We start from the raw sequence: 21,119 nt of genomic DNA, 5'->3' as shown, positions 1-21,119 counted from the left end.
TTTCCAACTTCGAGGCTTGGTGCATACTCCCGGCATTCGAGCCGCATCACAACAGCCTGCACAGACAGGCCGAGACGGTTGATCGAAGCATAGGGAGGACACTTGACCATGCAGCATGACTGGAAAGTTCTGCGAGCAACTTTGCTCGCCGGCGTTGTCGCAGCGCTTACGTCCACCACGAGCCACGCGCAGAAGAAATATGATACTGGCGCCACCGATACCGAGATCAAGATCGGCAACATCATGCCGTATAGCGGCCCGGCGTCCTCCTACGCAACGATCGGCAAGACCGAGGCCGCCTATTTCAAGATGATCAACGAGAAGGGCGGCATCAACGGCCGCAAGATCACTTTTATCAGCTATGACGACGGCTACAGCCCGCCGAAGACGGTGGAGCAGGCGCGCAAGCTGGTCGAGAATGACGAAGTGCTGTTCATCATGAACCCGCTCGGCACGCCGGGAAATACGGCGATCCAGAAATACATGAACACCAAGAAGGTGCCGCAACTGTTCGTCTCGACGGGCGCCGCGAAATGGGCCGATCCGAAGAACTTCCCATGGACCATGGGCTGGCAGCCGAGCTACCAGGCCGAGGCGCGCATCTACGCGCAATACATCATGAAAAATCATCCCGGCAAGAAAGTCGGCGTGCTCTATGCCAATGACGACTTCGGCAAGGATTACATCATCGGACTCCATGAGGGCTTTGGTGACAAGGCCAAGGACTACATCGTCTCTGAGGTGCCCTACGAGACTGCTTCACCGACGGTGGATTCACAGATCGTGCAGATCAAGGCAGCCAATCCGGATGTCTTCATCAACATCGCCACGCCAAAATTCGCTGCGCAGGCGATCAAGAAGATCGGCGAAATGGGCTGGAAGCCCGTTCATATCGTCACCAATGTCTCGGCATCTGTCGGCAGCGTGATGAAGCCTGCGGGCTATGCCAACTCGCAGGACGTGCTCAGCGCGGCCTATATGAAGGATCCCAAGGATCCGACATGGAAGAACGATCCCGGCATGCTGGAATGGTCGGCCTTCATGGACAAGTATTATCCCGAGGGCGACAAGGAAGACGGCGCCACCGTGTTCGGCTACGGCGTCTCGCAGGGCATCGTCCAGGTGCTCAAGCAATGCGGCGACGACCTCACGCGTGAAAACATCATGAAGCAGGCGGCGAGCCTGAACATGGAGATTGGCATCTATCTGCCGGGTACCAAGATCAAGACCAGCTCGACCGACTTCAGCCCGCTGGAGCAGCTTCAGATGCAGCGCTTCAAGGGCGAAAGCTGGGAACTGTTCGGTCCGCTGATGTCCGGCGAGAAGAACTCGTAAGCGATACGCTCCGGCGTCCCCTCTCTTGAGCCAGAGGGGACGCACGCGTGCTGAGCCACGCGCTCTCGTTGCTGGCCCCCTCTCCTCATTCGTGCATACTCGACGCAAGCTGCAGCGATTGGTCGTCCATTTGGATAGACCGCACTGCGGAAATAAATGACGTCAGAGGAAACGATGCTCAGGACATTGCCCCGCGGGATGACTCTCGCACTTTCCGCGCTCATGTTCGGCTCGCTCGCTACGCCATCCCACGCGCAGAAGAAATACGATCCGGGTGCCAGCGACACCGAGATCAAGGTCGGCAATATCATGCCCTATAGCGGGCCGGCATCGTCCTATGCCTCGATCGGAAAATCCGAAGCGGCGTATTTCAGGATGCTGAACGATCAGGGCGGCATCAATGGCCGCAAGATCAATTTCATCAGCTATGATGATGCCTACTCGCCGCCGAAGACAGTGGAACAGGCGCGCAAGCTGGTCGAGAGCGACGAAGTGTTGCTGCTGTTCAATCCGCTGGGGACGGCGACGAATTCCGCGATCCAGAAATACATGAACATCAAGAAGGTGCCGCATCTCTTCGTATCGTCCGGCGCCTCGAAATGGGCCGACCCAAAGCACTTCCCGTGGACCATGGGCTGGTCGCCCAGCTACCACAATGAGGGGCGTATCTGGGCGGCGTGGATCCTGAAGAACCATCCCGATGCCAGGATCGGCGTACTGTTCCAGAACGACGACATGGGGAAGGACTATTTCAGCGGCGTGCGCGAAGGGCTCGGCGACAAGGCCGACAAGATGATCACGGTACAGGCGAGCTTCGAGACCAGTTCGCCGACAGTGGATTCGCAGATCGTCCAGATCAGGACCGCCAACCCCGACGTGTTCCTGAACATTGCCTCGCCCAAGTTTGCCGCGCAGGCGATCAAGAAGGTGGCCGAGCTGAACTGGAAGCCGGTGCAGATGCTGGTCAACGTGTCGCAATCGGTCGGCTCGGTGATCAAGCCGGCAGGCTTCGACAATGCGCAGGGCGTGATCAGCGCGGCCTATATGAAAGACCCGACCGATCCGCAGTGGAAGGACGATCCGACCATCAAGGAATGGCTCGCGTTCATGGACAAGTATTATCCCGACGGCGACAAGAACGACATCTACACGCTGTACGGCTTCGGCATCGCGCGCACGCTGGCGCATATCCTTGAACGTTGCGGTGACACGCTCACGCGGGAGAATGTGATGAAGCAGGCCACGAGCCTCGATTATGAGGTCGGCATCTTCCTGCCCGGTACCCGCGTCAAGACCAGCCCAACCGACTACAGCCCGCTGCAGCAGTTGCAGATGATGCGTTTCAAGGGCGAACGCTGGGAACTGTTCGGACCCGTGCTGAGCAGCGAGTAGGACGAGAGCACCCTACTTCGCCGCATCCTTGGCAGGCGCTGGCGCATCCTTGGCCGCCGGCGCGTCTTTCGCGGCGGCCGGAGCTTCCTTCGCAGCCGACACCGGCTTCTTCTGCGCCGCCTGCAGCTCCTCCACGGTTTTCTGCAGGGCAACGACGGTAGCCTTCAGCGCCTCGACCTGCCGATTGGCCGCATCCAGCCGCTGTTGCTGATCAAGCCGCAGCTTGCCCAGCGTCTGCTGCAGGAAATTGACGTTGCTTTGCAGGCAGCTGGTGCGGCGCTCCATGGTCTTTTCGACCGTGCAGATCTCGATTCCCGGCACATCCTGCGCCTGCGCCTTGGCGGCGCCCAAAATGGTCACCAATGTCATCGCAAGGATTGTTCGGCGGCGCATCGTTGTCCCCATCATGTCCGTCATGCCGCCAAGACCAAGCGGTGCTGGCGCCCGGCTGTCAACCAGGTGTGATGGGAACGAAGAAGATGCCCGCCCGTTCCTTGACCGGAGCACCTCATGGCGACGCGTGAACGACGGCTGGCCGAATTCGATGGCCAGGGTGATCCTGAGCCTGATCAGGCGGTGCAAGTGTTGTGCGAGGACCACAGCGGCACCTATCAGCTCCCCTTTCCTTGCGTCTTCACAGATGGCGAATGGCGCAATGCCGAGACGGGCAGCATGGTCGAGGCACGCGTGGTCGGATGGCGGCTGCCACGTACAGCGTGATAGCCGTTTGCCTGCTTAGGGGGCGGCGGTGCACTGCGCCGACCGGCGATTACGCGTACAGATAGCCGACAGGCTTGCCCTCGGTTCGCAGGGGACGGATATCCTTCTGTGTAATGATCTTGGCCGCCAGGCCGTCGATTTCATCGCGCTGGGTCGGCGTCCAACTGCGAAGCTGCTCCATGCCCTTCAGAAGGCCCAGTCGGAGGACTTGCGTATTTTCGCCCATCCCGATGAGGCTGGTCGAATTCTTGCCCGCCGTCACCACGTCACCGGCCGCAAGTTCGAACGTCTTTCCGGCACTATCCCTGAATTCGGCCTTGCCGCGAATGACGCGATAGATGACAACCTCACCTTTCGCGAAAGAGGCGGCATCCACGGCCGCCGAGGAGCTCTTCGGCAAGAGGGACTTGCCATGCGGATCGGTTGCGATGATGTGACCGGTGACAAGATGACCGCTCGGAGCCTCGATGCCAATATCGCGCACATAGACGGGCGCCGCCGACTTGATGGTGTCATCAGCCAGCAGCTTGAAGAGCGCATCCAGCGCCAGCGGATCCTGAAGCCAGAAGCCTGCATCGTCGGGGCGATCATGCAGAGCAGGGTCCAGGCCACGCGTGGCGTCTCGGCTTCGTTGATCTGATCCGGACCCACGATTGTCGGGTTCGGGAAGGTCGTCGGATCGGTTACGAAGGCTTCGAGAAATTTGCCGGAGTAGCCCATGGAGAGGGGATCGGGCACCACCGTCTGCGGCGTCTTCAGGTTCTCCTCGGTAGACAATCCCGACCAGGTGTAGAACAGCTGACGATGCACGATCGCGCTTTGCAGCATCACTGCGCCAGGGCCGACATTGTAGAAGCGCCCATCGTAATCGAAGGTGAACATGCCAGACGTGACCAGCACGAGCTGGAAGCCGCCTGGTGGAAGATGCAGATGGAAGTCGGTAGGGCCGGTGTCTTCGCGATAAATCGGCAGATTGGTCGCGACCTCATGGAGGAGGAAGGTTTCGTTGTTGGCGTGAAAGCCCTCATTGGCGCGGCTATAAAGTGCCTGCGGGCGATAGGTCGCCTCGTATGTCGTGTCCTTGTGCCGATCGATCGCTACGAAATCCCCATGATTCAGGCGGAGAGGGTCGCCGTTCGGGTGCTTAAGCCCAGGCCATTTGAGGTCGATCGCAGCATGTACATTCATGGGATCCTCCAACGTGTTTAAAAACACCCGGGGACCGAACTGTGATTGGCGCACAACCGATCGGCAGCCAACGCAATGCGGCTCGCGAGAAATTGCTGCTATGCGAAAATCGCGCCAGCTGGCGTCAAAGGCGTTTTGATACCAATCGCGCTCGTTAGCAGATGATCTGGCGGCCAAACTGCACAAATCCCCGGGCGAGCGCTACAAATTCTGGATACAAGTTGAGCACGCCCTGCCCGATCCGTAAGCCGGCGCGGCATTGCCGAACTATCAATCAGTACTCAACCTCGAGCTCTTCGATATCGGTAGGCTCCTGCCTGGCCGCGGCAATCCATTCCTGCATTTCGGGCAGGTTCATTATGGTGCTGGCATAGGCTGATAGCTGCGGATCGAGCTTGACGTCATAGGTCGCGAAGCGCGTCACCACCGGCGCATACATGGCGTCCGCCATGCTGCGGGCGCCGAACAGGAAAGGGCCGCCGGACTTCGACAGACACTCGCGCCAGATCGTACAGATCCGGTCGATGTCGGCCTGTGCCCGCGACCACACCTTGAAGTTCGGAAAATGCCCCTTGATGTTGACCGGCAACGACGCCCGCAATGTCGTGAAGCCGGAGTGGATTTCGCCCGAAATCGAGCGGCAATGCGCCCGCAGGATGCGGTCCGCCGGCAGTAGCTTGGCTTCCGGCATGATCTCGTTGAGATATTCGGCGATTGCCAGCGTATCCCAGACCACCGCCCCTTCATGGCGCAGGCAGGGCACCAGGATCGATGAGGACAGCAACAGGATCTCGGCCTTGGCGGAGGCATCGTCCGGCGCCGTAACGACTTCGTCGAACTCAAGGCCTGAGAATTTTGTCAGCAGCCACCCTCGCAATGACCACGACGAGTAGTTCTTGCTGCTGATGGTGAGTGTTGCGTTGGCCATGACTTATCCCCCTTACGCCCGAACCCAGGCAGCCCGTCAGCCCTCGGGGTAACCGGTTCCCGGCTGCCCATTGCTTGTGCTGCTTTAATTTTATTCAGCAAACCACATGCCAGTTTTCCAGACGAATTGACTCTTCTCTGGCTTCAATATTGCATAGCAACAAAGCAGGGATAGCTCCGGATGATGTCAATGATGTATCAGGCCTACCAGAATCACATGGATCTGACAGCACCTTGGCGCACCGGTGCATCTGCCGCATTGAAGTACCTCAATCTCGTCCCGGCCGGCACGTCCGAGAAACCGTTCGGCCGCCTCGCGGCAGCACTTGAGCTGATCTCACGCTCCGCCCTCACCTATCATCGGCCCGAATTCGATATCGGCAAGGTGATGGTCGGCAACGACGAGCACGAGGTGACGGAAGAAGTCACCTTCAAGACGCCATTCGGATCGCTGCTACACTTCAAGAAAGAGAATGCGCCGGAACAGCCCCGCATGCTGCTGGTGGCGCCGATGTCCGGCCACTTCGCGACGCTGCTGCGCGGCACCGTGAAGACCCTGCTGCAGGATCATGACGTCTATATCACAGACTGGCACAACCCGCGCGACATACCGCTCAATCAGGGCAAGTTCGGCCTCGACGAATATACCGAGCACCTGATCACATTCATGAATGAGCTCGGTCCGCGTTCGCACATGGTCGCGATTTGCCAGCCGTCCGTGTCAGCGCTGGCCGCAGCTGCCATCATGTCGGAGGACAATCACCCGGCGCGCCCGGCAAGCCTGACACTGATGGCGGGCCCGATCGATACACGCATTCAGCCGACCAAGGTCAACGAGTTCGCCAAGAGCAAACCGTTGAAGTGGTTCGAAGAGAACATGATCAACTACGTGCCGTTCCAGTGCAAAGGCGCGTTCCGGCAAGTCTATCCCGGCTTCATTCAGTTGACTGCATTCGTCTCGATGAATCTCGAGCGGCACATCAAGTCACATGTCGATCTCGCCGACCATCTCGCCAAGGGCGAGACCGAGAAGGCGGAAGTCATCAAGACGTTCTACGACGAATATTTCGCCGTGATGGATCTGCCGGGAGAGTTCTATATCGACACCATCCGCGACGTGTTCCAGGAGCATCTGTTGCCGCAGGGCAAGCTGACCTACAAGGGCCGGACCGTGAACTGCGCATCGATCAAACGCATGGGGCTGATGACGGTCGAGGGCGAGAAGGATGATATCTGCTCGATCGGCCAGACTCTGGCAGCCCAGGATTTATGCACCGGCGTGCGAGCCTATCGCAAAGTCCATCACATGCAGGCCGGTGTAGGCCATTACGGTGTATTCAGCGGACGCCGCTGGAACAACGAGATCTACCCGCTGCTGCGTGATTTTGTTCACGTGAATTCCTGAAACCCTGCGTTGTATACAAATAGTCGGGCGCTTCACCCAAATTGGTGACGCGGATGTCGCAGGAATAACCTACGTCGATACCGGGGAATCGTTTAGCGGCCGCGTCAGCAACATGACAGCGGTTTCCTATTACCGCTTCGGCGGACCGTGTATTGACGACTGCACGATTTTCACGGGACATACTACGCATCAAGGCCGGCCATCGTGCCGGCCTTTTTCGTGGATTTTTCAGGCGTCCCGATCCGGGATCAATTGAACTCGCGGCTGGCCCAGAAGCCGAACCAGGTCCACCTGCCGATCAACGCCAGTTTTCATGAAGACGGATTTCAGCTGAGTCCGCACGGTATTCAGACTGACGCTCTGCATTTTCGAGATGGAGTCGACTGAGTTGCCATCAATCAGGAGGCTGGTGATCCGCGCTTCGGCCGGCGTCAAATCGAACAGAGCCTGCAAAAGCTCCGGACCCGGGCTGCGCTGCTGAGTGATCGGCGTCAGGAACAGGATCGAGACAGCGCCCGCAAAAACATCCAGGCCAGCCAGACGGAGCGGCAGCACATGCGCGATCAAAGGCGGGCTCTTGTCAGTACCTGCGATGGGAATGGATCGGCCCGTCTTGGCCAGAGACACAGGCTTGGCGAGCGCCTCCAGGAATAGCGTGTTGGCGGTCGGATAGCTGAATTGCACCTGATCCTGCGCGCCCACGCTGACCGTAGCCGTGCTGGCAAGGAAACCGGGATTGGTTGCGACCACCCGTCCCGCCTGCGTTAGCGCTGCAGCGGGCAGCCCGATCATCTCCATCGTCGCGACAGCGGTACGCGCGCGTTCGAAACCGAGGCGCCCGGCCAATACAGCAGCCCGCGCCAGATGCGGCCGAAGCTGGTCGAATTGCTCCGCAATCGCCCGAGGAACTGGCCCTTTCGCAAACGCCTTCTCAACCGACAAGACAAGCATGTCTCCTGACGGCGATCTGATCGAGGTGCCAACGCACCATCCGAGCCCTCCGGGCCGCAGCAAATCCCGATAAAAGCTCTCATTATCGAGCTCTTCCACCGTGAAACGATCAAGATCAGTCAAAAATCGCGGCTCGGTGTTCGGAATCAATCGCTCAGCGCGCGGGTTGTTGTGAGCGAAGGGCCCCTTCGTCCAGCGATCAATTCGTTCGCGAATCTTTTCCGATGACATCCAGCGCGGCGTGCCCGGCGCCGCCGCAAAAATCAGCGAACCTTCCGCATCCGCAATCTCCGCAAGCCGGTCGAATACCTGTGGCCAACGCTCCGGCAGAATCCCGGCTTCATAAATTTCGTCGACGAGCACTTCAAAGTTCACGGACGTATCCAGCAAAACGGTTCCGGCGGCTCGCGTCTCGGTCGTCAGAGTCAAAAAGCAGCACCCATCATGCAACACCACAGACACCAGACAATTCCCGAGACCATTCGGAAATCTGCGATCGCGATGATGATGTGCGCGAAATGCCACTTTCGCCTGCCGCCGTTCAGGAGGCGAATGGCATTGCCACCGCCTGACTAGACCGGTCCCGCGCTGCTCGCCAGTGGAAAGCGAGAGGTTTACGCCACAGGCGCTTTTGCTGGCGGCAACTCCCGCGGCAAAATCAATGCGGCGACGATCACCAGCGCCGACAAGGCGGCAAAAGCGTGCAACATCATGATGAAGCCACCCTGCTCGTACAACCATGCGACGAGGCCGACTGAAGCACCTGCTGCGGTGAAGCCGACGAAGTAGCGCACGGCATAAGCGCGCGACCGCCACTCCTCGCTTGTATACTTGCCAACGATCGCCTCATTGACGGTGATCTGCCCGAACAGACCAATGATAATGCCGATCGCGACGACAATCAGTGAAACGTTTGACTGCGACGCTGCGAAATACAGGAACGGCGCGAGCACCAGCGACAACGGAACGCTCACCGCCTTCAGCGAGTGCTTATCGATCAGCTTGCCGATGTTGTACTGGGTTGCCGCGCCGAAGACGTAAACGCAGGCGGCAATGATGCCGAGCAATGCCGGGCTGTCCGTCAATTCGGACAAGCGCTCGGCAAACAGTTTTGGCAGCGCGACGGTGATGGCGTTGAAGACGGTGGAGATCGCGACCACCGTGACCAACAGAGCAAGGATCACACGCCACATGTCGGACTTCGCGACGCGCGCTTGCGCCGCGGCCTGTTTGAATCCCGAGCGATCTTCATGCGCGACCTCGCGCATGAAGACAACACCAGCTGCAACAGTGACGAGGCCGGGAATGATGAAGGCCCAGCGCCAGCCGAGGAACTGACCGAGTACGCCGGTGATCAGTGCGGAAGATGCCACGCCGAAATTGCCGAACACGCCGTTAATGCCCATCGCGCTGCCGAGCTTGTCGGCATAGGAGACGATCATCGCCGTACCGACCGGATGATAGATCGACGCGAACAGGCCAACCGAGAACAGCGCCGCACCAAGCTGCAAAGGCGTCTGCACCAGGCCGACAGCCATCATCGACAGACCGATGCCGTAGAAGAAGATCACCATCATATGGCGACGGCTCCAGCGGTCCCCGAGCCAACCGGTCACCAACGAGCCGGCGCCAAACGCCATGAAGCCCGGCGTCGCATAGGGCAGCAGCTCGGTATAGGTCATATTCATGGCCGGACCCATCACGAGCACCGCTGCCGCAAAGATCAGCATCGCGTAATGGTCGATGAAATGGGCGACATTGACGAGGGTGATGACCCGGCTGGGGACGTTCATGAATCGATTCCTTGGCAATCTTGGAATGTCGTTATATGAGCTTGCTCTAACGGGATGTTGCCAATGAATGTCGCCGAACCGCCAATCGTGGACTTATCCGAGCGCCGGCGCCCGGCGATCGATGGCGTCCACATCCTGGCGACGCGCTACCGCAAGGGCATCCGGCTGGACACCCATGCCCATCGCGAGGCGCAACTCGTGTTCGCCGCTGCGGGCACTATGCAGGTCACGACTCCAAAGGGCCGCTGGTTGGTGCCACCGGACCGCGCGGTCTGGGTGCCGGCCCACCTGCCCCACGCCATCGACGTTCTGGCCGACATCGAGATGCGCTCGTTGTATTTCAACGTCGACTGGCTGGCGCGGGACCGACGCAATGGCGATCTCGCAGCGGAGTTCGTGGTTCGCGTGTCGCGCCTGTTGCACGAGTCGATCCTGGCGCTATTCGATGGGCGCGATGACGTCGCGCGCAATCAGCTGTTGATCGAGATTGCCATGCTCGAACTGCATCAGGCTGGCGATCCAGCCACCTTCATGCCGCTGCCGCAAGAGCCGCGCTGCCGACGCGCGGCGGAGATGGTGCTGGCCGATCCGACGCAGACTTACGAGATCGAAACATTGGCGCGCACCGTCGGCACGTCTGCACGTACACTATCGCGGCTTTTTTCGGCAGAGACGCAATTGAGCTTCAAGAGCTGGTGTCAACGCGCGCGGATCGCAGAGGCGATCGAACGACTGTCGATGAACCGCAACGCGTCGGTGAAGCAGCTCGCTGCCGATTTGGGCTATGCAAGCTTCTCCGCGTTTTCCCACGCATTCCGGCAAGTGACGGGCAAGAGCCCGACGGAGTTTATCGAGGCTAAGTAGCGCCGCTTAGCGCGGCACCACCGCAGTCGCCTCGATCTCGACGCGCGCAGCGAGTTCAACCAGACGCACGACCTGCACCAGCGCCATGGCCGGATAGTGTGCACCAAGTATCTCGCGATAGGCCTGACCGAGCGCTTTCAGATTGCCGAGATATTCTTCCATATCGACGACATACCAGGTCAGCCGCACGAGATGCTCGGGCTTCGCGCCACCTTCCGCGAGGATCTCGGAAATGTTCTGCAGTGCCTGACGAACCTGCGACACGAAATCCGGCTTCAACTTCTCCTCGGCGTCCCAGCCGATCACGCCACCGGTAACGACGATGCGGCCATCGGCAGTCATGCCATTGGCGTAGCCCTTGGGCATCGGCCATCCGCTCGGCTGCAGCACGCGTGACGCAGACGATACGGCATCGCCCTTTGCGTTTGGCACCACGGTCAATGTCGGGCCCTTAGGTGCATTCACCGGGCAATCCTCCCTGAAAACAGTTCTTCAAACTTATGCGGCAACGGTCGGTGACGCGCCCGCCGCGGCCTGCTGGCGAAGCGCAAAGCGCTTCAGCTTGCCGGTCTCGGTCTTGGGCAGTTGCGTCACGAATTCGATGGCGCGCGGATATTTGTAAGGCGCGATCTCGCGCTTCACGTGGTTCTGAAGCTCGGTCGCCAGCGCGTCGCTCCCCGCCTGACCGGGAGCCAGAACGACATAAGCCTTCACGATCATGCCGCGATCGGCATCGGGGCAACCGACCACGCCACAATCGACAACTGCTTCATGGGTGAGCAAAGCCGCTTCGACATCGGGGCCAGCGATATTGTAACCCGCCGACACGATCATGTCGTCCGAGCGCGACTGGTACCAGAAGTAGCCGTCCTCATCCATCAGGAAGGTGTCGCCGGTGATATTCCAGCCGTTCTGCACAAATTTAAGCTGACGCGGATCAGCAAGATACTTGCAGCCGGTCGGGCCCTTCACGGCGAGACGGCCTAACGTGCCGGGTGCCACTTCGTTGCCTTCGTCGTCGATGATCCTGGCGACATAGCCGGGCACCGGCTTGCCGGTCGAGCCCGGACGAATCTCCTCTTCGATGGCACAGATGAAGATATGCAGCATTTCGGTGCCGCCGATGCCGTCCATCAGCTTGATGCCGGTCGCCTTCAGCCATGCATCATAGGTGCCCTTCGGCAACGTTTCGCCGGCCGACACGCATTTGCGGAGCGTCGAAAGATCGTACTGATCAATCTTGCCGAGGATGGCGCGATAGGCAGTTGGTGCGGTGAAGCAGACCGTGACCTTGTGCTTGGCAACGGCCAACGGCAGCTCTTCCGGGCCGGCCTTCTCGAGCACCACGAAGGACGCGCCAATATGCAGCGGGAACAGTACGCCGCCGAAACCGAACGTGAAGGCCAGTGGCGCCGAACCGATGAAGCGATCTTCCGGGCTGGCACGCAGCACGTTGCGTGCAAAGCCGTCGCACACCGCGAGCATGTCGCGATGGAAATGCATGGTGCCCTTCGGATCGCCCGTCGTGCCCGAAGTGAAGGCGATCAGGCAGATATCATCCGAGGCAGTATCGACGGCGGTGAATTCCGGGCCGGCCTCGGCGATCATCTTGTCGAGTTCGGCCTCGCCCGCGCCCCAATAGACAACGCGCTTGAGTTCAGGCGAAACCGCCTTGGCCTTCTCCATCTCGTCGGACAGCTTGCTGTCGCACAGCGCCAGCGAGATCTTCGCCTTCTGCAGCGGATAAGACAGTTCCTTGGCGCGCAGCAGCGGCATGGTCGACACGCAAACGCCGCCGGCCTTGATGATCGCGAGATAGGTCGCAACCATCATCGGATTATTGGCCGACCGCAGCAGCACGCGGCCGCCGGTGACAAGGCCGAGCTTGTTGACCAGCACGTTGGAGATCTTGTTCACAAGCTCATAGAGCTCGCGATAGGTGTAGCTCTCGTTCAGGCCGATCATGCACGGCGCATCGCCGCGCCCCTCGGCGACCCAGCGATCGAGAAACGGCACCACGCAGTTGATGCGCGGCGGATAATGAAATTCGGGCCGGGTGAACAAAAACTCCGGCAGCTGTTCCGGCGGGGGCATATTGTCCCGCGCAAACGTATCAACATGCGCCGTATAAGGCTTTGTCAGCTGAGTATCAGCGGCCATTGCAATGCTCCCGTCACGTCAGATGCCCGGCAACGTCATCCTAATATCATTTTAGACTTAAAACAGTTTTCCGCAACTACGGAGTCCTGCGGCACGCCGAAATTTTCGGCTGACAACGTCGATTTGCGCAGTTTGTTTAGGCAACCGCGCCTAAAGCGTGGCCAGCGCCTTCAGACGCAGCACCATGGCGGACTGCGGATCGGACATCGGCGCGACGGCGGTAAAATGATTTGCGCCGGGAAGCGCCTCGAAGCGCGTGGGAATATGGGCACCCCAGGCATCGACGATACTTTGGCTCTGCCGGAAGTACTCGGCGCCCTCATCGCCGCCGACGACCGCATCGAGACAGCCACGCAATGGCGCAGGCCAGTAAAGCGGACTCACCCCACGAGCGCCGGCATCGTTCAAATGCAATGCATTGTTGATCGACGTCGGCACCAGCGGCCCCAGATCGAACAGGCCGGAGATCGCATAAGCACCAACAATCAGGTCCTGCGGCAGCGCGGAATCGAGCGCGCGCCAATCCGTCGCCAGCATGCAGGCGGCGAGATGACCGCCCGCGGAATGCCCCGACACGACAAGCCGCCGACCAAGCTTTGCCAGTTCGCGGGTCGCCGCACGCATCTGCACAATGATGTCGCCGACCGAGACGTTCGGACACAAATCGTAGCTGGGGATCGCCACGCTGATGCCATGGCTATTCAGCCCCCGCGCCAGATGGCTGAAGAACGAGGCGTCCAGCGCCTGCCAATAGCCACCATGAATGAAGACGACGATCGGACCTTCCCCCCCGGCCGGAAAGTAATCGATGTTGTGGCGCGCACCGGTGCCATAGGGAATAACGCGCTTGCCCTGGAAGCTGTAGCGATAGGCTTTGGCGTCCTGTGCCCAGCCAGCGATCAGCACAGAGCTTTCCGGGACTTTTGCGCGATTGTTGTATTCGGCTTCGAGATCGATCACTGCACTCACCGCGTCGCGTTTACGGCGCTTTTCCGTTCGCTGCCTTTTGCGCCGCCTTCTGCGCGGAAGCCTTGGTCTTGGCCAGCAAACGCATCAGCTCGCGGACATCCTTCGGCGCCAGATCGCTGAAGATTTCGGCGATCCAGGTCTCGTGTTCTTCGGCCATCTTGCGGAACTCGGCGCGGCCGAGTTTGGTGAGCCGGATCACCTGCACCCGACGATCGGTGTCGGAGGTGCGGCGATCGACGTGGCCGGATTCGACAAGACGCTCGACCAGGCCGGTCACGTTGCCGTTCGACACCATCATCCGCTTCGAGACATCCGACAGGGTCATACCGTCGGGCACTTTGTCGAGCTGGGCCATCAGATCGAAGCGCGGGAGCGTGACATCGAAGCGTTCGCGCAAGCGGCTGCGGACTTCACCCTCGATCAACGTCGTACAGGTCAGGAGCCGGAGCCACAGGCGCAGCTCATCGCCGTGATCATCGGGAAGTTCGACGGCCTTGGTCTCGGAATCGAGAATCATGATGCAATCTTACCTGCTTGAAGCTCCTGCGGCGGCCGAGAGACCGGCAATCCACAATCTCGTACCGCCCCATACCGATCCTTTGACCTTCAAGGAATTTCCGTCCGACCGCAAGCCAAAACGCCGCAGACTTGACCGCCGTCGATTTTGAATATTTCTTTAAGGTTCAAATAAATTGGCCTACGGTTTGCATAGCGTATTCGGCTGATTTCTGACGCCTGGAAGTCATTTACATTGCTTGCGGCTGCGCCCGTCGTGAGCATAATCTAGGCAAAAGAACAGAATTCTGGGTTGGCACGTTTTTCGGCTGCCTGTCGCGGCCGAGTGGAGGAGAAGTTAATGAAGCAGTCTCTCAAATTGGCCGGTTTGGCCGCCCTGATGATGAGCGTTTCGGCCATCCCGGCCATGGCGCAGGAAAAGATCAAGGTCGGCGTGATCGTGTCGCTGTCGGGCGCCGGTGCCGTGCTCGGCCAGCAGGCCCGCGACGGCTTCAATCTCGCGGTCAAGGATCTCGGCGGCAAGATGGGCGGCAAGGACGTCGAGGTCATCGTCATCGATGACGAACTCAAGCCCGACGTCGCTGTCACTAAGGTCAAAGGCCTTCTGGAGCGCGACAAGGTCGACTTCGTGGTCGGCCCGATCTTTTCCAACATCCTGGGCGCGATCCACAAGCCGGTCACCGAGAACAAGACCTTCCTGATCTCGCCGAATGCCGGCCCGTCGAGCTACGCCGGCAAGGAGTGCAATCCGTACTTCTATGTGACATCGTATCAGAACGACCAGATCCACCAGATACTCGGTAACGTCGCCCAGAAGCGCGGCTACAAGAAGATCTACCTGATGACCCCGAACTATCAGGCCGGCAAGGACTTCGTCGCCGGCGTGAAGATGGACTTCAAGGGCGAGATTCTCGAAGAGTCTTTCATCCCGCTCGGCACGCTGGATTTCCAGGCTGAGCTCTCCAAGATCGCATCGATGAAGCCTGACGCTGTTCTCACCTTCATGCCCGGCGGCATGGGCGTGAACCTCGTCAAGCAGTACAAGCAGGCCGGCCTGCTCGACCGCATCCCGTTCCTGTCGACCTTCACCGTCGATGAATCGACGCTGCCGGCTCAGCAGGACGCCGCGATCGGCATGTTCGGTGGCTCGAACTGGGCACCCACCCTCGACACCGCACAGAACAAGAAGTTCGTCGCGGAATACGAGAAGGCCTATAACAGCGTGCCGGCGACCTACGCCTTCCAGTCCTATGACGCAGCGATGCTGATCAACAGCGCCGTTGTTGCCGTGAAGGGTGATCTCTCGGACAAGGCCAAGGTGGCCGCGGCTATGAAGAAGGCCGACTTCCCGTCGATCCGCGGCAGCTTCAAGTTCAGCAACAACGGCTATCCCGTTCAGGACTTCTTCCTGACCAAGGTCGCCAAGCGCGCTGACGGCAAGTTCCAGACCGAGATCGTCGAGAAGGTGTTCTCGAACTACGGCGATCGCTACGCCAAGGACTGCGCCGCGCAGTAATCGCCCTGGCGATCAGTCATCACCGGGCCGTTGCCGCGAAGGCGGGACGGCCCGGTGTTTTATCTGCCCGTGTTTATCTCAGTATAGAAACCAAGTTATCTGATGACCCTCACGCTTGCCCTCGTCCAGATCCTGAACGGCCTGCAGTTTGGATTGATCCTGTTCCTGATCGCCGCCGGCCTGACGCTGGTGTTCGGCGTCATGGACTTCATCAATCTTGCGCATGGCGTGCAGTACATGGTCGGCGCCTATCTGGTCGCCGCCTTCACCGCCATGACCGGCAGTTTCGTCGCCGGCCTCGCGCTGGCACTGCCCGCCGCACTGATCTTTGGGCTCGTACTGGAGGTCCTGATCTTTCGACATCTATATGATCGCGACCATCTGGATCAGGTGCTTGCAACCTTTGGCGTCATCATCTTCCTGAATCAGGCCGTCAAGTATGTCTGGGGCGCCGCGCCGCTGAACGTCGCAATTCCCGATGCACTGTCGGGCGCGATCGAGATCACCGACGGCATGCTCTATCCGGTGTGGCGTCTCGTCATCATCGCCGTCGGTCTTGCTGTCGGCCTCGCGCTCTATCTCGTCGTCAACAAGACCAAGCTCGGCATGCTCGTGCGTGCCGGCGCCAGCAACGCTGCTATGGTCTCCGCGCTCGGAGTCAACATTCGCCTGCTGTTCACCATCGTGTTCGGCGTCGGCGCCATGCTCGCGGGCTTCGCCGGCGCCATGGTCGCACCGATCCTCTCGGTCGAGCCCGGCATGGGTGACAACGTGCTCATTCTTGCTTTCGTGGTGATCGTCATCGGCGGCATCGGCTCGATCCGCGGCGCCTTCATCGCCGCCCTGCTGATCGGTCTCGTTGATACGCTCGGACGTTTCTTTGCGCCCACGCTGCTCAAGCTGCTGCTCGATCCCTCGGCGGCCAGCCAGACCGGCCGCGCCATTGCGCCGATGCTGATCTATATCCTGATGGCTGCGGTGCTGTTCTTCCGGCCATCCGGCCTGTTCCCGTCCAAGCAGTAACGGGAGCAGACCATGAACAATCTCGTCGACCTCGACGCCCACGCTTCGCCGGCCCTCGCAACGCCTCGGCGTGCCAACCGCGCCTATCTGCTGCCGCTAATCGTTTTCGCGATCTTCGCCCTTGTGCCGCTCTCGGTGCTGTGGGGATCGCAGAGCTTCATCCTGGCGCTGGTCACGCGCATCATGATCCTGGCGCTCGCCGCCATGTCGCTCGATCTGCTGATCGGCTACGGCGCAATGATCTCGTTCGGCCATGCCGCCTATGTCGGCCTCGGCGCCTATAGCGTCGCGATCCTTGCCAGCCATGGAATCACCGATGGCTTCATCCAGCTCGCGGTTGCGCTTAGTGTCTCGCTCATCTTCGCTTTTTTCACGGGCGCGATATCGCTGCGGACCAAGGGCGTCTATTTCATCATGATCACGCTGGCGTTCGGCCAGATGCTGTTCTTCCTCGGCACCTCGCTGGCCGCCTATGGCGGGGACGACGGCCTGACGCTGGCGTCGCGCAGCATGTTCTTCGGCTCAAAGTTCATGAAGAACGACGTGGCGATGTATTACGTCGCCTTCGGCGTGCTGCTCGGCGCTTATCTATTGCTGCGTGCCATCGTTGCGTCGCGCTTCGGCCGGGTACTGCGCGGCATCCGTGAGAACCCGGTACGGATGGAAGCGATCGGCTTTGCGCCCTATCGCTATCAGCTCACGGCCTATGTTATCGCCGGTATGATCGCCGGCGTGTCGGGCTTTCTGCTCGCCAACCAGACCGAATTCGTCAGCCCGGCCTATACGGCCTGGCAGCGCTCGGGCGACCTGATTTTCGTGCTGGTCCTTGGCGGCCTCGGCTCGCTGCATGGCGCAATCATCGGCGCGGCCGTATTCAGCCTGCTGGCGGATATCCTGTCGCATTACACCGAGAACTGGGCTTTGATTTTTGGACCCATCCTGATCCTCGTTGTGCTCTATGCTCGCGGCGGCATCACCGGCCTGTTCGGGAGCAAGTCATGAGTAATGCTCCGCTTCAGCTGCAGAACATCTGCAAGAATTACGGCGCGCTGCGCGTCACCGACGACGTGTCGCTGAACATCGAAGCCGGCGAGTTGCACGCCATCATCGGCCCCAACGGCGCCGGCAAGACCACGCTGATTCATCAGATCTCCGGCCACGCACAATCGGACTCCGGGCGCATCATCTTTGACGGCCAGGATGTCTCGCGGCTACCGATGGCGGAACGCGCGCGGATGGGCCTGGTGCGCTCATTCCAGATCACCTCGATCCTGCCGCGCTTCTCGGCACTGGAAAACGTCGCCATCGCCGTTCAGGCACGCAGCGGCTCAAGCTTCAGCTTCTTTGGTAATGCGTCGAAGGAGCCGGCATTAAATGACGCCGCGATAGCGCTGTTGTCGCGCTTCGGCCTCGCCGCCCGCGCAGGCGTGCCGGCCGGGCAGATGTCTCATGGCGAAAAGCGGCAGCTCGAAATCGCCATTGCGCTGGCGGCGAAACCGAAGCTGCTGCTGCTCGACGAACCGCTTGCCGGCACCAGCCACGATGAATCGCAGCGGCTTATCAACACGCTGCAGGAACTGCGCAAGGAGCTTCCCATCGTGCTGATCGAACACGATATGGACGCTGTATTCGCGCTCGCCGATCGCGTCTCGGTCCTCGTTTATGGCCGCATCATCGCGTCCGGTTCGCCGCAGAGCATTCGCGACAACGCGGAAGTGCGCGCTGCCTATCTCGGCGAGGAGGCCGCCTGATGCTCTCAGTCTCAAATCTCCAGGCCGCCTATGGCGCGGCCAAGGTGCTGTTCGATATCTCGCTCACCATCAATGCCGGTGAAGTCGTTACCCTGCTCGGTCGCAACGGCATGGGCAAGACGACCACCATCAACGCCATCATGGGCCTGATCCATCCCACCGGTGGCACCGTCACCTTCGACGACAAGCCGATGACCGGTTTGCCGTCCTATCGTATCGCCCAGGCGGGCATTGGCCTCGTGCCGGAAGGTCGCCAGATCTTCCCGACGCTCACCGTGGAAGAGAACCTGATCGCCACGGCCGCCGTGCGCCATCCGCCGGCGCGCTGGACGCTGGACAAAATCTACGAGCTGTTTCCGCGTCTCAAGGAACGCCGCAGCAATCTCGGCACGCAATTGTCGGGCGGCGAGCAACAAATGCTAGCGGTCGGCCGGGCGCTGATGACCAATCCGAAACTGCTCATTCTCGATGAGGCCACCGAAGGCCTCGCGCCGCTCATTCGCCTCGAAATCTGGAATTGCCTGAAGAAGCTCAAAGCCGAGCATCAGTCCATTCTCGTGATCGACAAGAATGTCGATGCGCTGGCCGGCTTCGCCGATCGCCACGTGGTGATCGAAAAGGGCCGCGTGGTGTGGACCGGCACATCCGAGCAACTGAAGAGCGACTCCACCGTGAAGGACCGTTTCCTCCACGTTTGATCAACTGTTTTCGAGTACCACCCGATGCGTCGTAATGCGTGACCCAAGGAAGGACCAACCATGAAGACCGAGATCGCCGGCATCACCCGCGCCAATGAAGGCATGCAGGGCATCACCTGGAACATCCTCGGCCAGACCTATGTGCCGAAGAACTGCAGCGAGGATTCGTTCTCGTGGCACGCCACTTTCCCGCCCGGCACCTTCGTGCCGCCGCACATCCATCCCGACCAGGATGAGTATCTCTACATCCTCGAAGGCAAGCTCGACTTCTTCCTCGGCGGCTCCGAAACTTCGGCCACGCCGGGCGATCTCGTGCGCCTGCAGCGCGGCATTCCGCACGGCATCTTCAACAAGTCCGATCAGAACGCCAAGGTGCTGTTCTGGGTCTCGCCAAGCCGCCGGCTCTATGATCTGTTCTGGGCGATCCACAACATGAAAGAGCAGAAGCCCGAGGACGTTGTGGCGCTCGCCGCCGAATACAACATCCATTTCCTGCCGCCGCCTCCCGGCGCGTAAGGCGCGGCGCTATTAGCTACAGACATCGACGCAAAATGGCCGGGCTCTGCCCGGCCATTTTCGTATCAACTTGATCGCGCATGTAGCGGTTGGATCAGCCGTTCACCACCGCTAGCCCGGGCTGCGCAGCAAAGCCAGCCTTGTGCGCATAGCCCTTCACAATCGCTTCACGCTGCGCGTAGCTCAGAACGTTCTCGACATTGTCGAAACCATCCGGCGCGATCTGCTCGACCGCATCGATCACGCCCTCCGGGCCACCGCGACGATTGGAGCGCACGATCTCGGCCGTCATCGGCAGGCGCTTGCGCTCATAGGCCATCAGCGCCTGGCGCGGATGTTCGGCATGAGCCAGCGAGTCAGCCAGCGCGCGCGCATCGAGGATCGCCTGCGAGGCGCCGTTGGAGCCGACCGGATACATCGGATGCGCGGCGTCGCCAAGCAGCGTGACACGGCCGCCGGACCAATACGGCAGCGGATCGCGGTCGCAGCAGGGATATTCCCAGAATTCCGGCGTCGCCGTGATCAGCGCCGGCACATCGATATGAGGCACATTGAAACGCGCCACATGCGGCATCAGTTCTTCGCGCTTGCCGGGACGTGACCAGTCCTCGCGGCGCGGAGGCAGCGTGCCACCCTCGCCGGTCTTCACCAGCACGGCCCAGTTGGTCAGCCGATTGCCCGGCGTCTCACCTTCGGCGATCGGATAGACCACGACCTTGGCGTGGAGACCGCCAGCAACGATCATGGAATTGCCGGTGAGGAAAGCCGGCCAGTCGCGCGCACCGCGCCATAGCATCAGGCCATTCCAGACCGGATGTCCTTCATTCGGGAACAGCGTGCTGCGGACCTTGGAGTGGATGCCGTCGGCGCCGACCAGGATGTCGCCGCGCGCGGTCTCGACGTGATTGTTATTGCGATCGAAGAAATAAGCGGTGACGCCACCTTCATCCTGCGTGAAGTAACCGAGCCGACGACCGGTATGAATCGCCTCGGTGCCAAGACGCTCTTCCACCGCGCGATGAATCGCGCTCTGCAGACGGCCGCGATGGATCGAGAATTGCGGCACGTCGTGGCCGGCGCCAAAGCCGCGCTTCTCGCGCCAGACTTCCTGCCCGTGACGGTTGAAATAATGCAGCTCATCGGTGCGGATCGCCACCGCATCGAGCCGATCGAGCAGACCGAGACCAGCGAGTTCGCGGATCGCGTGTGGCAGCGTGTTGATGCCAACGCCGAGTTCGCGGATTGAGTCAGCCTGTTCGTAGAGTTCGCAATTGATGCCCCGCGCCCGCAGCATCAAGGCGGTGGTCAAACCGCCAACGCCGCCACCCACGATGATTGCTTTCATCAGCTCAACTCCACTCGATACAATGCCGTAGGATGGGTAGAGCCCTTGCG

General features: G+C 60.3%; 20 protein-coding genes and 1 pseudogene. 11 read left to right on the top strand and 10 right to left on the bottom strand.

The window, feature by feature from the left end; all coding sequences use genetic code 11:
- Positions 1–108: 108 nt before the first annotated feature.
- Both A4A58_RS11905 and A4A58_RS11900 read left to right on the top strand, forming a co-directional pair.
- Entirely contained in the window at positions 109–1,335 is a 1,227-nt protein-coding gene (locus tag A4A58_RS11905) for an ABC transporter substrate-binding protein (protein ID WP_068732197.1), read from the top strand.
- A gap of 198 nt (positions 1,336–1,533) precedes the next feature.
- Positions 1,534–2,727, top strand: a complete 1,194-nt coding sequence (locus tag A4A58_RS11900) for an ABC transporter substrate-binding protein (protein ID WP_086937033.1) — start codon at positions 1,534–1,536, stop codon at positions 2,725–2,727.
- A gap of 12 nt (positions 2,728–2,739) precedes the next feature.
- Here A4A58_RS11900 and A4A58_RS11895 read toward each other — a convergent pair whose 3' ends face one another.
- The gene (locus tag A4A58_RS11895; RefSeq protein ID WP_068732194.1) at positions 2,740–3,120 is read right to left on the bottom strand and encodes a hypothetical protein; all 381 of its coding nucleotides are present in this window, start codon (positions 3,118–3,120) and stop codon (positions 2,740–2,742) included.
- Between the two features lie 117 nt (positions 3,121–3,237).
- On the opposite strand from A4A58_RS11895, the gene A4A58_RS11890 reads away from it, so the two are divergent.
- The gene (locus tag A4A58_RS11890) at positions 3,238–3,447 is read left to right on the top strand and encodes a hypothetical protein (protein ID WP_068732192.1); all 210 of its coding nucleotides are present in this window, start codon (positions 3,238–3,240) and stop codon (positions 3,445–3,447) included.
- A gap of 49 nt (positions 3,448–3,496) precedes the next feature.
- Here the strand turns inward: A4A58_RS11890 and A4A58_RS11885 are convergent.
- Both A4A58_RS11885 and A4A58_RS11880 read right to left on the bottom strand, forming a co-directional pair.
- Positions 3,497–4,635: pseudogene (locus A4A58_RS11885) on the bottom strand (hypothetical protein).
- 274 nt (positions 4,636–4,909) lie between these two features.
- Positions 4,910–5,563, bottom strand: a complete 654-nt coding sequence (locus tag A4A58_RS11880; protein ID WP_068732190.1) for a glutathione S-transferase family protein — start codon at positions 5,561–5,563, stop codon at positions 4,910–4,912.
- 180 nt (positions 5,564–5,743) lie between these two features.
- Between A4A58_RS11880 and A4A58_RS11875 the strand changes: the two genes are divergently transcribed.
- The gene (locus A4A58_RS11875; RefSeq protein WP_086937031.1) at positions 5,744–6,967 is read left to right on the top strand and encodes a polyhydroxyalkanoate depolymerase; all 1,224 of its coding nucleotides are present in this window, start codon (positions 5,744–5,746) and stop codon (positions 6,965–6,967) included.
- 228 nt (positions 6,968–7,195) lie between these two features.
- Here A4A58_RS11875 and A4A58_RS11870 read toward each other — a convergent pair whose 3' ends face one another.
- Both A4A58_RS11870 and A4A58_RS11865 read right to left on the bottom strand, forming a co-directional pair.
- Positions 7,196–8,293, bottom strand: coding sequence for a helix-turn-helix transcriptional regulator (locus A4A58_RS11870; protein ID WP_204378175.1), 1,098 nt, complete (start codon positions 8,291–8,293; stop codon positions 7,196–7,198).
- A 239-nt stretch (positions 8,294–8,532) separates the two neighbouring features.
- Positions 8,533–9,711: an MFS transporter gene (locus tag A4A58_RS11865; RefSeq protein ID WP_068732186.1), complete on the bottom strand. Its 1,179-nt coding sequence runs from the start codon at positions 9,709–9,711 to the stop codon at positions 8,533–8,535.
- A gap of 63 nt (positions 9,712–9,774) precedes the next feature.
- Here A4A58_RS11865 and A4A58_RS11860 point away from each other — a divergent pair, with 63 nt between their 5' ends.
- Positions 9,775–10,575 (top strand): AraC family transcriptional regulator, encoded by an 801-nt coding sequence (locus tag A4A58_RS11860; protein ID WP_081421843.1) that lies wholly within the window; start codon positions 9,775–9,777, stop codon positions 10,573–10,575.
- Between the two features lie 6 nt (positions 10,576–10,581).
- Here the strand turns inward: A4A58_RS11860 and A4A58_RS11855 are convergent, their stop codons facing one another.
- The 4 genes from A4A58_RS11855 to A4A58_RS11840 all read right to left on the bottom strand — a co-directional run bounded on the left by A4A58_RS11855 (position 10,582) and on the right by A4A58_RS11840 (position 14,221).
- On the bottom strand, positions 10,582–11,040 hold the full coding sequence (locus A4A58_RS11855; RefSeq protein ID WP_068732182.1) for a RidA family protein: 459 nt from the start codon (positions 11,038–11,040) through the stop codon (positions 10,582–10,584).
- A gap of 33 nt (positions 11,041–11,073) precedes the next feature.
- Complete coding sequence (locus A4A58_RS11850; protein WP_068732180.1) at positions 11,074–12,741, bottom strand: AMP-binding protein; 1,668 nt, start codon at positions 12,739–12,741, stop codon at positions 11,074–11,076.
- A gap of 144 nt (positions 12,742–12,885) precedes the next feature.
- The gene (locus tag A4A58_RS11845; protein WP_068732178.1) at positions 12,886–13,704 is read right to left on the bottom strand and encodes an alpha/beta hydrolase; all 819 of its coding nucleotides are present in this window, start codon (positions 13,702–13,704) and stop codon (positions 12,886–12,888) included.
- A 10-nt stretch (positions 13,705–13,714) separates the two neighbouring features.
- A complete protein-coding gene (locus tag A4A58_RS11840) occupies positions 13,715–14,221 on the bottom strand; it encodes a MarR family winged helix-turn-helix transcriptional regulator (RefSeq protein ID WP_068732176.1) in 507 nt (168 codons plus the stop codon).
- Between the two features lie 339 nt (positions 14,222–14,560).
- Here A4A58_RS11840 and A4A58_RS11835 point away from each other — a divergent pair, with 339 nt between their 5' ends.
- The 6 genes from A4A58_RS11835 (at position 14,561) to A4A58_RS11810 (ending at position 19,724) form a co-directional block, all read left to right on the top strand.
- The gene (locus A4A58_RS11835; RefSeq protein ID WP_068732174.1) at positions 14,561–15,736 is read left to right on the top strand and encodes an ABC transporter substrate-binding protein; all 1,176 of its coding nucleotides are present in this window, start codon (positions 14,561–14,563) and stop codon (positions 15,734–15,736) included.
- Positions 15,737–15,838: 102 nt separating this feature from the next.
- Positions 15,839–16,759 (top strand): branched-chain amino acid ABC transporter permease, encoded by a 921-nt coding sequence (locus A4A58_RS11830; RefSeq protein WP_068732173.1) that lies wholly within the window; start codon positions 15,839–15,841, stop codon positions 16,757–16,759.
- A gap of 12 nt (positions 16,760–16,771) precedes the next feature.
- On the top strand, positions 16,772–17,761 hold the full coding sequence (locus A4A58_RS11825; RefSeq protein WP_068732171.1) for a branched-chain amino acid ABC transporter permease: 990 nt from the start codon (positions 16,772–16,774) through the stop codon (positions 17,759–17,761).
- Positions 17,758–18,510, top strand: a complete 753-nt coding sequence (locus tag A4A58_RS11820; RefSeq protein ID WP_068732168.1) for an ABC transporter ATP-binding protein — start codon at positions 17,758–17,760, stop codon at positions 18,508–18,510. Before A4A58_RS11825 ends, A4A58_RS11820 begins: the two co-directional genes overlap by 4 nt.
- Entirely contained in the window at positions 18,510–19,208 is a 699-nt protein-coding gene (locus A4A58_RS11815) for an ABC transporter ATP-binding protein (RefSeq protein ID WP_068732166.1), read from the top strand. The genes A4A58_RS11820 and A4A58_RS11815 overlap by 1 nt, the downstream gene beginning before the upstream one ends.
- Positions 19,209–19,268: 60 nt before the next feature.
- Entirely contained in the window at positions 19,269–19,724 is a 456-nt protein-coding gene (locus tag A4A58_RS11810) for a cupin domain-containing protein (RefSeq protein WP_068732164.1), read from the top strand.
- Positions 19,725–19,818: 94 nt separating this feature from the next.
- Here A4A58_RS11810 and A4A58_RS11805 read toward each other — a convergent pair whose 3' ends face one another.
- Positions 19,819–21,069, bottom strand: coding sequence for a flavin-dependent oxidoreductase (locus A4A58_RS11805; protein ID WP_068732162.1), 1,251 nt, complete (start codon positions 21,067–21,069; stop codon positions 19,819–19,821).
- Between the last annotated feature and the right edge of the window lie 50 nt (positions 21,070–21,119).

It is taken from the genome of Tardiphaga robiniae, assembly GCF_001618955.1.
GTDB classification, from domain to species: Bacteria; Pseudomonadota; Alphaproteobacteria; order Rhizobiales; family Xanthobacteraceae; genus Tardiphaga; species Tardiphaga robiniae_A.
This window is presented reverse-complemented; position numbering and strand designations above follow the sequence as displayed.